Here is a 14,003-nt window from a genome sequence, read left to right as displayed (position 1 = left end):
CCTTTCCTATTGAATTTCTGAAAATTTTAAAACAGACATAGGTGAATTTAAATGTTCACCTATGATTTTTTCCATCCATATCATATCATACCATGTTCCGAATTTATAACCGGATTCATGAAATCGACCCGCAAGCCGGAATCCCATTTGTTCATGAAATCTTTTACTTCCATTGGTTAAATACTGATCCTCTTTTTCTGTATAAGCGATACATGCATTAAGATTTAAAATATTTTGCTTTTTCAAAACATTTTCTAATGCATAGTATATCATTTTCCCATATCCTTTTCGATGCTCTCCTTCTTTTATATAAATAGATGTCTCCACAGACCACTGATATGCTTTACGCACATGAAAAGGCGATGCATAAGCATATCCAACAATATGGTCATTTTCTATTGCAACCAGATATGGATATGTTCGTATAATTTTTTGTATTCTGTTTTTAAACTCCTCAACAGAAGGAACTTCGTATTCAAAAGATATGGCAGTGTTTTCAACATAAGGTCTATATATTTCCAATAATTCTTCTGCATCAGATATTTGCGCATTTCTAATAATAATATTGTTATAATTGTCTTTCATCTTATTCCACCTCTTCATATACAACAACACTGCCTGGATATACCTTCTTAATCTCTCCAGATTCCCGGAAATAGACCAAATAAAAAAAATCTCCTCTTTTAGCTTTCTCCCATAGTATTTTATCTTCCTGAGGAACTCTATAGACATCTCCATTATTAAAATAGATATTCCTCCTGATACCACTGGCATTTCCATGAATATTCTTCGAAATACAAATTCCTTTTTTTACAACAAAATCTCCTGCTTCGATTTTCTTTCTATTATGATCACTTCTGATTCGGTCAGACAATCCACAAAGGAAAAAAACTATTGCTAAAATGGCTCCAAGAAAATAGCCGGTACATAAACACAATAAAGCCACTATCACTCCACAAGCCATCATAATCTTGGCACGTCGCCCTTTTTTTATACCGTATTGTTTATTAAGATTTGTTATTATATCTTTTTTTGTAATTATCTGCATAAAAATCCTGCCTTTTTACTATCTCGAATCTGATATCTTTTTATTCTATTGCCTTATATTCTTGTACATTATACTATAAATAAAGAATAATAAAAAATCAACCGGAAGGAAGTACGGTTGATTTTTCTGGCTTTGTTTTTTTATTTTAACAAGGGTGATTAGTCCAAACTAACCACCCCTATTATATAAAATCTCTTTCTAATTGTCCACTTATTATAATGTAATAAGAAAATTTATCAGTTGTTAAAGATTTTCTGTGCGCTCTGGACTTCGGCTTCTGTCGGCTGTGGTACATCTTCCAGAGGATAAGATATCCCAAGATTTCTCCATTTAAACACACCTAGTGTGTGATAAGGCAGAATTTCAAATTTCTTTACATTATGAAGATGTTCCATGAACTCTTTTAATTCCAGCAGACCTGTTTCATCATCTGTCAGGCCTGGAACCAGTACATGTCGAATCCATAAATCAATGTTTAATTTTGATAATTCTTCTGCCATTTCCAGAATATTAGAATTTTCCCATCCCGTTAACTTTTTATGTTTCTGGTTGTCCATTTCCTTTATATCCAACATAACGAGATCCGTATATTTCATTAATTCCAGCCATTTGCTGTAAAAAGGTTCTTCTTTTGTAAATGGATTGCCGGAAGTGTCAATGGTTGTATGGATCCCTCTTTCTTTCGCCAGGCGGAAAAACTCTGTCAGGAAGTCTAACTGCAGTAGCGGTTCCCCGCCACTGACAGTAATTCCTCCATTATCTCCCCAATACATCTTGTATCGACATGCCCGGTCGATCAAATCTTTCGGTGTCCATTCTTCCCCCGCATCTTCTGCCCAGGTTTCCGGATTATGACAATATTGACATCGCATATGGCACCCTTGCATAAAGATCACAAATCTTACTCCGGGACCATCCACCAATCCAAAAGTTTCCAAAGAATGAATTTTCCCTGTAGTCATATGATTCATTTCCATCCGTTACATTGTTTTATGGCATGTTCTGGAAATAACATCCATCTGTTGCTCTCTTGTCAGATCGATGAATTTAACTGCATATCCTGAAACACGGATTGTAAAGTTTGCATATTCTTCTTTTTCCGGATGTTCCATTGCATCGATCAGTTTTTCTTTTCCAAATACGTTTACATTCAGATGATGAGCACCCTGATTGAAATATCCATCCATTACTCGAACCAGATTGTCAATTCTTTCCTGGTCTTCATGTCCTAACGCATCCGGATTGATGGTCTGTGTATTAGAAATACCATCCAATGCCCACTCATATGGAAGTTTTGCCACAGAGTTCAAAGATGCCAGTAATCCATTTTGTTCTGCACCATAGCTTGGATTTGCTCCTGGTGATAATGGTTTTCCTGCCGGTCTTCCATCCGGCATACTTCCTGTTGCTTTTCCATATACAACGTTAGATGTAATCGTAAGAATAGAAGTTGTTGGCTCAGAATCACGATATGTATGATGTTTTTTAATCTTAGCTAAAAATGTTCTTAACAGCCATACCGCAATTTCATCGGCACGGTCATCATCATTTCCATATTTAGGGAAATCTCCTTCAATTTCATAATCTACAGCAATTCCGGATTCATTACGAATTGTTTTAACTTTTGCATACTTAATGGCACTTAAAGAATCTACTGCATGTGAGAATCCTGCGATACCTGTTGCAAATGTTCTGCGGACATCTGTATCGATCAATGCCATCAATGCTGATTCATAGTAATATTTATCATGCATATACTGGATCAGATTCAATGTATTTACATAAAGATCAACCAGCCAGTCCATCATCATGTCATATTTTTCCATAACTTCATCATAATCTAAGTATTCAGAAGAAATTGGTTTATATTCAGGTCCTACCTGCTGTCCTGTCTTTTCATCGACTCCACCGTTGATCGCATAAAGCAGGCATTTTGCAAGGTTAGCTCTTGCTCCGAAGAACTGCATTTCTTTTCCTGTCTGTGTTGCAGATACGCAGCAGCAGATTGCATAATCATCACCCCAGATAGGTTTCATTACATCATCATTTTCATACTGCACAGAACTTGTTTTGATTGAAATATCTGCTGCATATTTCTTAAAGTTCTCCGGTAATGCAGAAGAATATAAAATTGTAATATTTGGTTCCGGAGAAGGTCCCATATTTTCCAGAGTATGCAGGAATCGGAAATCTGTTTTTGTAACCATAGAACGACCATCTACTCCAATTCCGGCCAGGTCAAGGGTTGCCCAGACAGGGTCTCCGGAGAACAACTGGTTATAAGATGGAATACGTGCAAATTTAACCATTCTGAATTTCATCGTCATATGGTCAACCAGTTCCTGTGCTTCTTTTTCTGTTAAAATACCTTTTTTCAAGTCTCTCTGGATATAGATATCAAGGAATGTTGATACACGACCGATACTCATTGCAGCACCATTTTGTGTTTTAATGGCAGCTAAATAAGCAAAATATACCCACTGGAAAGCTTCTTTTGCATTTTTTGCAGGTCTGGAAATATCATATCCATAAATCTTGGCCATTTCCTTCATGCCTTTTAATGCATTTTTCTGTAATGCCAGTTCTTCACGCTGACGTACAATATCTTCTGTCATAGAACCTGACCCACAGTTTGCAAAATCTGCTTCTTTTTCTTCTAATAAAACATCAATACCATACAAAGCTACACGACGATAATCACCAACAATACGTCCACGTCCGTATGTATCCGGAAGTCCTGTGATGATCTTATTATGACGTGCTTTTTTCATTTCCGGTGTGTATGTATCAAATACACCCTGGTTATGTGTTCTTGCATATTCTGTAAAAATCTTATGCAATTCAGGACTTGGCTCATATCCGTAATTTCGGCATGCTTCTTCTGCCATTTTGATTCCACCAAATGGCATAAAGGCACGTTTTAAAGGTTTGTCAGTCTGAAGTCCAACAACTTTTTCCAAATCTTTTGTTTCTTCACTAATATATCCAGGGCCATGAGAAGTCAGGGATGATACAATATCTGTATCCATATCCAATACACCACCCTTAGCACGTTCTTCCTTCTGTAACTGCTGAAGGATTCCCCATAACTTATCTGTTGCTTCAGTAGGGTCTGCTAAGAAACTCTCATCTCCATCATAAGGTTCATAATTTTCCTGAATGAAATCTCTGGTGTTAATTTCTTCTTTCCAAAGACGGCCACCAAAGCCTTCCCATTCTTCAAAATTTCTCATTTTATATGCCTCCGATCTTTCATACTTATTTGAGAATGTAGTTACTTGGCCGGTCTTAACCGACTTTTTAAATTATAACAGTAATTTTAATTGGATACAACACGCTCCTGTGAAAAATTTCTTCAACGGGCTATTTCCCATTATAAGTTTTTATGATGGAACTGATATATGGAGTTTTGTCTGTTACGATCTGGTAAAGCCTATGTAAAATTTTTCCGCCCTTAATTCAATCGGGGCTTTATTTTTTTGCCAATTAATATTATATTATTAAGGAAAGAATGAAACATGTTCTTAAACTTTTAATAATCTAATAGCGAGGTAAAAATGAATGAATGAGATGAAACCTATTAAAGAAGGAAAAGTTCGCGAAATCTATGATAACGGGGATAGCCTGATCATGGTTGCAACGGACCGTATTAGCTGTTTTGATGTCATTTTGAAAAATGATGTCACAAAAAAGGGAACTGTACTGACTCAAATGTCTAAATTCTGGTTTGATATGACACAGGATATTCTTCCAAACCATATGATCTCCGTTGACGTAAAAGACATGCCTGAATTTTTCCAGCAGGAAAAATTTGACGGAAACAGTATGATGTGCCGTAAATTAAATATGCTTCCAATCGAATGTATCGTTCGCGGATATATCACAGGAAGCGGATGGGGAAGCTATCAGGAAAATGGTACTGTATGTGGAATCACCCTTCCTGAAGGTTTAAAAGAATCTGATAAACTTCCGGAACCGATTTATACACCATCCACAAAAGCAGAAATCGGAGATCATGATGAAAATATCTCCTTCGAACAAAGCATTGATGTTTTGGAAAAACAATTCCCTGGTAAAGGTGAAGAATATGCAACAAAACTACGTGACTACACCATCGCACTTTACAAAAAATGTGCGGATTATGCATTAAGCCGTGGAATTATCATTGCTGATACAAAATTTGAATTTGGTTTAGATGAAGAAGGAAATATCGTCCTTGGAGATGAAATGCTGACCCCTGACAGTTCCCGTTTCTGGCCTGCTGATGGTTATGAACCAGGACATGGCCAGCCATCTTTTGACAAGCAGTTTGCCCGTGACTGGTTAAAACAAAATGATCATGACTGGAAGCTGCCACAGGATATTGTAGATAAAACAATTGATAAATACCTTCAGGCTTACAAATTATTAACAGGAAAAGATCTTTAATTAAAAAATCGCTTAACTTTTAGGAATGGTTAATTTATTCTTAAAGTCAAGCGATTTTATTTTTCTTTCATTAGGAAAGAACTTATTACGCTAAAGCATAAAAGTTTTTCCATATTTCATGAAATTATCACTTCTAAATATTTAATTTATCAATAAAAATAAGTTTTCACCTTTAATTATCAGATTAATTAATAAAAATTTAATACTTTCTTTTGTATAAACCTTTTATTTTTCATTTTATATACTGTATAATAAATGACAGGGTGAGGAGGAATTGAAATGATAACACCAGAATATCAAAACAGCAACGAAAGATCCTTAAAGAATCGATGGCATGAATTAAAAAATAGAAAAGATGAACTTCTGAAAACCAGATGTACAGAACTAAAACATATTCCTGATGGTTTTAATCTTTCTCAGACTAACTGCCAATACATAACTGTTTTCAACGGCGAATACTGTAAAACATCCTGCAGCTATTATAAAGATAAAATTCAGCCAATTGTTGATGAAATGGATCAGATTCAGGAATTAAATCCGTCTTTCTTAAAATAAGACAAAATAAAAATCTCCAAAGTTTTTTGGAGATTTTTTATTACATAGGAAATTCTACTTTAAAATTTTTTCAAGCTTTTTCATGTTCTTATCTGATAACTGATAATAACTTTTCTTCTCGTTTTTTTTCTCAACACATATGATATTATCATTTCCCAGCCGAAGTTTGATTACAGTTCCGTATGTATAAAAACGGTATTCATTCCAGTCATCTGTATTCAGTTCAGCATTATCTGACTCATACTTTTCGGCTCCTTTAAGAAGTTTTGAAACCCGGATAGCTGTACTGTTAAATTTCATTTTTTCATCTGATACAACAATCTGCGCATCTGCCATGTGTTGCCAAATGTCTGAATATTTTTTCTGAAGCTTTGCATCTATCAAACCATCTCCTACTACAGAAGCATTATTAAAAGCATAAACATTCGCCGGAATTGCGTCAAACACAATATAGCTGTTTCCATATACATTAAACTCATATGTGGTATTATCTTCATCAACCAATGCATAAGAATAAGCCTGATCATATTCCTTTTCCAGGTCGTTAGCCGAAATACCGATCATACGATAACAATCAGCAACAATATTTTTCACATAATTGCAAACCGGCGTATTAGTGACAGCAAAATTCCTCTCTTTTGTCTCTTTTGATCCAAATACAACTTTAACAATATTACTATCCGCAACCTTTTTTTTGTATTCCGCCAGCTTCTGATCACCAGAGGTTTCATGAATCGCTTCAATCTTTTTTTCAAGAGAACTGGTCTGTTTCTTTTCTGCTTTCAGCTGATTGAAAAGTTTGCTGTTTTCTTCTTTTAATTCCTGATAATAATCAGATTCCACAACATCTTCTTTCGAAGGTTTACATCCGGTTAAACCTATGGATAAACAGAGTGCGGCTGCAAATGTCAAAACATACTTTCTATTCTTCATATGCATTTCCTTTCCAGATTTAGTATTTTTCTGCAACTTCTCCTGCCCTCTTATAAATACTTTCCGGTTTAATATAACCTCGGACCATGGATAATGGATAAATATTTGTATCATGTCCAACTACAGATCCAGGATTGAGGATTGTACCACATCCTACTTCCACTCGATCTCCAAGAATGGCCCCGATTTTTTTCCTTCCGGTTTCAATTCCTTTATCACCACACTTAATAACTACATTTGTTTTGTCAGATTTTACATTAGATGTGATAGAACCTGCACCCATGTGCGATTTATATCCAAGAATAGAGTCTCCAACATAATTATAATGGGGAACCTGCACATTATTAAATAAAATATCATTTTTTATTTCTGTTGAATTGCCTACCACACAATCAGCTCCAATAAGTGCATTTCCACGAATAAAAGCTCCTGGACGAACCTCTGTTCCCGGTCCTATGATTGCCGGCCCATTGATGGTTGCTGTCCTGGCAATGGTTGCTGTCTTGGCAATCCAGACATCATCCTGAACCTGATCATACTCATCTGCTGGAAGTTCTGGTCCTTTCTTTAAAATAAAATCTTTGATCAAAGGAAGAATCTCCCATGGATATGTAGTATGCTCAAACAATTCTCCTGCAATGGTCTGATCCATATTCAAAAATAAACTCTGATTTTTTAATTGTTCCATCTTCATACTCCTTTCGGATATCTATTCTTTTTAAACTAACCCAACACTGAAATAACGTTCCGCACGATCTGGAAGAACAGTTGCAATTACCTTGTCTTTCCCATATTTTTCTGCCATCTTTTTAGCTGTATAAATATTTGCACCTGATGAAGTTCCACAAAGAATTCCCTGGACTCTCGCCAGTTCTCTGGCTGTATTTATGGCATCTTCATCAGATACTTCTACAACTTCTGAGATGATATCTACATCAAGAATTGCAGGAATAAATCCATCACCGATTCCCTGAATCTGATGCAACCCTGGTTTCTGACCAAGAATTGCTGAAACACCTTTTGGTTCTGCAGCGATAATTTTTGTATCAGGATTTTGTTCCAAAAGATATTTTGCCATACCGGCCATAGTTCCTCCACTTCCGATTCCGGAAACGAAAATATCCACTTTTTGACCAATCTGCTCACATAATTCTCGTGCTGTTGTTTTATAATGTGCTTCTGTATTGGCAATATTTTCAAACTGCTGCGGCATAAAATACTCATCAGAAGAATTGGCGATTTCCTGGGCTTTTCTGACAGCACCATCAACATTTTCTTCTGCCGGTGTAAGAACCAGATCTGCTCCAAGTGCCTGAATCAGCTTCCTGCGTTCTTCACTCATATTTTCCGGCATAACAATCATAACTTTATATCCCATTCTAATGCCGCAAAACGCCAAACCGATTCCAGTATTTCCTGATGTTGGCTCAATAATCGTCATCCCTGGTTTTAATCGTCCCTGCTTTTGTGCTTCCTCCAGCATATTCTTTGCAACACGGTCTTTGATACTTCCTCCCGGATTTAAGAATTCCGCTTTTGCAAATATTTTATATCCCATTGTTTTTTCAAAACTTATGAGAGGTGTATTTCCAATTAAATCTAACATACTTTCCACATACATAAAAGAAAGCCTCCTATTTCAATTTTATCTTAATCTGTACCGGATTATGGTCACTGTTTTTAAAATCTTCATTTAATGTAGTCACATTACAAATTTCCACATTTGGTGAAACAATAAATCCATCTATAACATAAAACTGTGTCTTTTCATCTTTTCGGTCATATGGTCGATTTAAAAGCCTGCATGTTGGAAAACTGTCATCCGTCGCAAACTTCCAGCCATTTTGAAAAACAGCTTCATCAACTTCTCCTGCCTGGAAATTCTCATCATCCCATATTGGATATTTTCTTTGATCTACCTGCTGAAATGTCTGATTAAAATCACCTCCAGCAATAACGTAATTTCCTTTATCGTACTCCTTTTGAAGAATTTCTGCCAGTATTCTGGTCTGTGCTTTTTTTCCACTTCCATTATCATATGCTTCTAAATGCAGATTTACAAAAACAACTTCCTTTTGACTTCCATTAATCGGAACCCTCTCCATAAGAAGACATCTTTTCAGCTGGCATACTCTCAATGGCCATGAAAAAGGTGTAGGCAAAGAGTATCTTACAGCTTCTGATACCTGAAAGCGATTCAGCGTAACAAGACCTGCATCCACCTGACCGATCGTCGGCATAGGATATGGAATATAATCACAGAGAAAATTCCTTGCATATGCCCAGTTTCCTTTCCATCCCTTTGCAAGTGTATTAACTTCATTTATATGATAGGATCTTTTGGAATTCTTATCGATTTCCTGTAAAAAAACAACCTTTGAATTAGTCTTTTTTATTACGTCTTTCATCTGATTCAAATTATTTTGAACCAGTATCCTGCTTTCCGGACGGACATCTTTCCCTCCATCCATAAAGAAATCCTCTGTTTCACTTAATGCACCATAACCCACATTCCATGTCAAAACAGATATCTCCTGATCTTTTTTTAACTTTTCACCTGTCTCCTGATTTTTTATCTGGATTATCTCTTTCCGTTCGGGTTTATACTCCCTAATAGATAAATATATCAGCATAGTCCCAAATACAACTACTAGCGATATTGCAATAACCCCGATTCCACAGAAAATATTTCTGAGCTTGTTATTCACTTTTTGCCTCCTTAAATGAAATCAAGTTCAATAGGACAGTGATCAGAGCCCATAACATCTGTCAATATTTTAGCATCCTGCAGTCGATCTTTTAAAACATCTGAAACAATAAAGTAATCAATTCTCCATCCTGCATTATTCTTCCGTGCATTAAAACGATAAGACCACCAGGAATATATTCCTTCTTTGTCAGGATAAAAATATCGGAATGTATCAATAAAACCGGCATCCAGAAAAACAGTCATTTTTTCTCTTTCTTCATCTGTAAATCCGGCATTTTTTCTATTTGTCTTTGGATTTTTCAAATCAATTTCCGAATGCGCCACATTAAGATCTCCGCAAACGATAACCGGTTTATCTTCTTCTAGTTTTTTTAGAAAACGCAGGAAGTCTTCTTCCCATTTCATTCGATACTCCAAACGTTTTAATTCACTTTGAGAATTTGGTGTATAAACTGTAATAAAATAGTAATCTTCAAATTCAAGGGTAATAACTCTTCCCTCATGATCATGTTCTTCAATTCCCATTCCATAGGAAACAGATATAGGCTTGATTTTTGTAAATATCCCGGTCCCGGAATAGCCTTTTCTTTCAGCGTAATTCCAATACTGATAATATCCTTCCAGATCAAGTTCCAATTGTCCTTCCTGCATTTTACTTTCCTGAATACAGAAAATATCTGCATCAGTTTCATTGAAAAAATCAAGGAAACCCTTTTTTACGCAGGCACGAATTCCGTTAACATTCCATGAAATAAATTTCATCTAATTTCCTCCACGGTTTTTATTATAAATAAACATCACTACTGCAGCTCCTATAATTGCTACATATCCAAGGAAACTCCATCCATCCGGAATCTGTCCAAAGAATAGCAATCCCAGAAGTGCAGAGAAAATAATCTGTGTATAATCATATACGGATATTTCTTTTGCCGGTGCATAAGTGTAAGCGGCTGTTATTCCAAACTGCCCTCCTGCTGCTGCAAGACCCGTTAACATGAGATACATCAGCTGTACTGGTGAAATAGGTTTAAAATCTGCAATCATAAACGGAATACATGCAAGCATGGAGAAAGTGGAGAAGAAAAATACGATCATTGGACCTCTTTCTCCTCTTAATCCAAGTTTTCTGACACAGGTATATGCCAATCCTGCAAACATTCCACCCATAAATCCTATAAAAGATGCTCCGAGAGATCCAGAAGCAAAGGATGGTTTCACAATGAACATGCTTCCAACAAACGCAGTAATCACACAACAAAACTGTGGTATGGTAATACGTTCTTTCAGAATAAAATAAGAAAATACTATAACAAAAAACGGCGATAATTTATTCAGACAGGAAGCATCTGCAAGCAGCATATGGTCCACTGCGTAAAAGTTGCAGAAAATACCTAAGGTCCCAAAAAGGGACCTTAGAACAAACCAATGTAAATTCTTTTTTTGTAAATAGAACTTCTCGCCACTGCGCACCAGCATTATAAGGGCAATCACAGCTGCAACAAGATTCCTGAAAAAGCTTTTTTCAATCGATGGTAAATCACCTGCCAGCTTTAGAAAAAAACTCATAAGAGCAAAAGAACATGCTGACAGAATGATACATATGATCCCTCGGTTCTTCTGAGCAGACATTATACTCTGGAAGAATATTCTCCGGTTCTTGTATCGATTTTTAACGTATCGCCTTCGTTAACAAATAATGGAACCATAACTTTAGCACCTGTTTCTACGATACATGGTTTTGTAGCTCCCTGTGCAGTATTTCCTTTTACTCCTGGTTCACATTCTGTAACCAGAAGTTCAACAGAAATTGGTGGTTCAACCTGGAATGGTGTTCCTGCATGAGAAACGATGGTAACATTTTCATTTTCTTTAACAAATTTCATTGAATCTTCTGCCATAGATTTTTCAATGGAAATCTGATCAAATGTTTCATTGTCCATGAAATAATATAAATCTCCATCATTATACAGATACTGCATTTCTTTTCTTTCGATATGAGCTTTCTTAAATTTCTCATCTGGACGGAATGTATTTTCTACAATTGCTCCAGTTTTGATATTTTTTAATTTAATTCTAACGAATGGTGATCCCTTTCCAGGTTTTACGTGCTGGAACTCAATAACTTCGTAAATTGCACCTTCGTATTCTATTGTCTGTTTATTACTTATCTTTCCTGCTAATATCATTTTTTTATTCGTCCTCCTTCATAATCTTACATTATTTTATAATAAATGTAGCTTAGATTCAACTATTTATTTGACAGTTTATAAATTTCGTACATATCATCAATATCACATGTTTTGAAATTACCAATGGTTCTTGTTCCTTCATAGGAGCATCCATAAGCCATCTTATGTACTTCTTCATCTGTTTTCAGCCCGATTTCTTTCGCTTCACTGAAACATGTTGGCATATCCAAAGATTTAAAATATGCTACAGTTTTAGCAATAGCCTCCTTTGCAGCTTCTTTCGGATCTTCTGTATCAATACCCCATACTCTCTTTGCGTACTGAGCAAAACGTTCTGGCTTTTCAGGATACACATAAGTTGCCCAGGCACCCCATACAGCAGATAAACTTGCTCCATGGGCAATATCAAATTTGGCACTTAATTCATGTCCAAGCTGATGAACTGCAAAGTCTGTAACGGCTCCAAGACCTGTCAATCCATTGTGAGAAAGACTTCCTGCCCACATGATCTCACTCATGGCGTTATAATCATGTGAATCGTTGATCGCAATTGCTCCGTTTTTAATCACTGTTCTCAATAACCCTTCAGCAATTTCATCTGTCATCTCATTATGTTCCGTTTTTGTAAAATAACGATCCAGTGTATGCATCATAATATCAACAACTCCACATCCAATCTGGTATTTCGGAAGTGTATAAGTCAGTTCAGGATTCATAATTGCAAAAACCGGGCGGTTTAAGTCCGTACTCAATCCTCTTTTGATCTTTGTCTCTTCATTTGTAAGTACTGCAGAATTGCTTGTTTCGCTTCCTGCTGCTGCAAGTGTTAACACAACACCTACAGGAATTGTTTTTTCAACTGTCTTAACTCTTGACCAGAATTCCCAGATGTCTGTATCTGGATTTGCAACACCATGAGCCACTGCTTTAGAAGTATCAATAACACTTCCACCGCCAACAGCAAGGACAAAATCTGTTCCAAAGTCTTTTGCTTTTGCCACCGCTTCTCTGGCAAAAGATAATCTTGGATTAGGTTTTACTCCTCCAATAGTCATATAATCTATGCCTGCCTCTTTTAGCGCATCTGTTACTCGATCTAAAAGTCCGCTTTTAACAACACTTCCGCCACCATATACTACAAAAACTTTTGATGCACCATATTGCAGAGCAAGATCTCCTACCTGCTTCTCCGTTTCCTTACCAAAAACAATTTTAGTCGGTGTATACTGAGTAAATGAATGCATATTTTTCCCTCCATTTCTAAATAAAATATAGTTACCAATGAACAAATTCAAGAACTCTCAGATATTCCTGATAAATCATTAAACTTTTCTGGTTAATTTCACAACAATCTCTTCTGCAATCTCTTCAACAGTCTTTTTATCTGTATTAACAATCACATCGGCTGCAGCTTCATATTTGGGGCGTCTCTCCTCCATCATTTTTGAAATAAACTCTGTATTTTTATTACCACGAAGCAGCGGTCTGTCATCATTGTCTCTGACACGTTCCAGAATAATCTCTGGAGAAGCTGTTAAAAGTACAACTTTTCCGTTCTTTTTCATTTCTCTGACATTTTCGTCACGAAGAGCGACCCCTCCTCCACAGGAGATGATCTGATTATTTTTCTTCTGAAGTTCAATCAAAAGATTTGTTTCACAGTTCCGGAAGTAAGTCTCTCCATATTCCTCAAAAATCTTATTTATGGACATCCCTTCTTTATCGACAATTTCCTGATCCATTTCGACCTGAGGAGATGCCAGAATCTTACTTAAATAATCAGATACTGTACTTTTTCCTACACCCATAAAACCAATCAGCAGAATATTATGGGTAAATAATGTTCTTGCCTGAATACGACGGCTGTTTTCAACAATATAAGTAAAAATATCAAGAATCTCATCCTTATATGTATTATCACTAACATGGGTCAACAACATCTTTCGTTGTCTTTTTTCCTGTTCTGGCTGCAAAATCGGCAAACCGTTTTCTTTTTTGTAGACCATGATTTCTTTAATGATATCCATTCGTTCCTCTAAAACAGAAACAATTTTCTTATCACAAATATCCAGTCTCTCTCTGATTTCATCTAACTGATTCATTGCTGTTTTTCCTTTTCTATTTATCTTTAAGTGCCAAA

15 protein-coding genes are annotated in these 14,003 nt (G+C 36.1%); 2 read left to right on the top strand and 13 right to left on the bottom strand.

Annotated features, from left to right (window positions below):
- Positions 1-6 precede the first annotated feature (6 nt).
- From BHF70_RS01215 to pflB, 4 genes are all read right to left on the bottom strand, one after another.
- Positions 7-585: a GNAT family N-acetyltransferase gene (locus BHF70_RS01215; RefSeq protein WP_075758548.1), complete on the bottom strand. Its 579-nt coding sequence runs from the start codon at positions 583-585 to the stop codon at positions 7-9.
- 1 nt (position 586) lies between these two features.
- Positions 587-1,048: a hypothetical protein gene (locus BHF70_RS01210; RefSeq protein ID WP_075758547.1), complete on the bottom strand. Its 462-nt coding sequence runs from the start codon at positions 1,046-1,048 to the stop codon at positions 587-589.
- 236 nt (positions 1,049-1,284) lie between these two features.
- Positions 1,285-2,019: a pyruvate formate-lyase-activating protein gene (gene pflA, locus BHF70_RS01205; RefSeq protein WP_075758546.1), complete on the bottom strand. Its 735-nt coding sequence runs from the start codon at positions 2,017-2,019 to the stop codon at positions 1,285-1,287.
- A 9-nt stretch (positions 2,020-2,028) separates the two neighbouring features.
- Entirely contained in the window at positions 2,029-4,281 is a 2,253-nt protein-coding gene (gene pflB, locus BHF70_RS01200) for a formate C-acetyltransferase (protein ID WP_075758545.1), read from the bottom strand.
- 328 nt (positions 4,282-4,609) lie between these two features.
- Here pflB and BHF70_RS01195 point away from each other — a divergent pair, with 328 nt between their 5' ends.
- Positions 4,610-5,476 (top strand): phosphoribosylaminoimidazolesuccinocarboxamide synthase, encoded by an 867-nt coding sequence (locus BHF70_RS01195; protein WP_075758544.1) that lies wholly within the window; start codon positions 4,610-4,612, stop codon positions 5,474-5,476.
- Between the two features lie 279 nt (positions 5,477-5,755).
- Positions 5,756-6,031, top strand: coding sequence for a hypothetical protein (locus tag BHF70_RS01190; protein WP_075758543.1), 276 nt, complete (start codon positions 5,756-5,758; stop codon positions 6,029-6,031).
- Between the two features lie 54 nt (positions 6,032-6,085).
- Here the strand turns inward: BHF70_RS01190 and BHF70_RS01185 are convergent, their stop codons facing one another.
- The 9 genes from BHF70_RS01185 to BHF70_RS01145 form a co-directional block, all read right to left on the bottom strand.
- Positions 6,086-6,964, bottom strand: a complete 879-nt coding sequence (locus tag BHF70_RS01185; protein ID WP_192846086.1) for a hypothetical protein — start codon at positions 6,962-6,964, stop codon at positions 6,086-6,088.
- A gap of 19 nt (positions 6,965-6,983) precedes the next feature.
- Positions 6,984-7,652, bottom strand: coding sequence for an acyltransferase (locus BHF70_RS01180; protein WP_075758542.1), 669 nt, complete (start codon positions 7,650-7,652; stop codon positions 6,984-6,986).
- Positions 7,653-7,682: 30 nt separating this feature from the next.
- The gene (gene cysK, locus BHF70_RS01175; RefSeq protein WP_075758541.1) at positions 7,683-8,585 is read right to left on the bottom strand and encodes a cysteine synthase A; all 903 of its coding nucleotides are present in this window, start codon (positions 8,583-8,585) and stop codon (positions 7,683-7,685) included.
- 13 nt (positions 8,586-8,598) lie between these two features.
- Entirely contained in the window at positions 8,599-9,672 is a 1,074-nt protein-coding gene (locus BHF70_RS01170) for an endonuclease/exonuclease/phosphatase family protein (RefSeq protein ID WP_083638219.1), read from the bottom strand.
- A gap of 11 nt (positions 9,673-9,683) precedes the next feature.
- Complete coding sequence (gene xth, locus BHF70_RS01165; RefSeq protein ID WP_075758540.1) at positions 9,684-10,436, bottom strand: exodeoxyribonuclease III; 753 nt, start codon at positions 10,434-10,436, stop codon at positions 9,684-9,686.
- Complete coding sequence (locus BHF70_RS01160; protein WP_075758539.1) at positions 10,437-11,303, bottom strand: DMT family transporter; 867 nt, start codon at positions 11,301-11,303, stop codon at positions 10,437-10,439.
- The gene (gene efp / locus BHF70_RS01155) at positions 11,303-11,860 is read right to left on the bottom strand and encodes an elongation factor P (protein WP_075758538.1); all 558 of its coding nucleotides are present in this window, start codon (positions 11,858-11,860) and stop codon (positions 11,303-11,305) included. The genes BHF70_RS01160 and efp overlap by 1 nt, the downstream gene beginning before the upstream one ends.
- A 62-nt stretch (positions 11,861-11,922) precedes the next feature.
- A complete protein-coding gene (locus BHF70_RS01150; RefSeq protein ID WP_075758537.1) occupies positions 11,923-13,107 on the bottom strand; it encodes an iron-containing alcohol dehydrogenase in 1,185 nt (394 codons plus the stop codon).
- Positions 13,108-13,185: 78 nt separating this feature from the next.
- Positions 13,186-13,965, bottom strand: coding sequence for a shikimate kinase (locus BHF70_RS01145; protein WP_075758536.1), 780 nt, complete (start codon positions 13,963-13,965; stop codon positions 13,186-13,188).
- Positions 13,966-14,003: the final 38 nt, after the last annotated feature.

Origin of the sequence: Anaerostipes sp. 494a (genome assembly GCF_001940315.1) — a bacterium.
GTDB classification, from domain to species: Bacteria; Bacillota; Clostridia; order Lachnospirales; family Lachnospiraceae; genus Anaerostipes; species Anaerostipes faecalis.
This window is presented reverse-complemented; position numbering and strand designations above follow the sequence as displayed.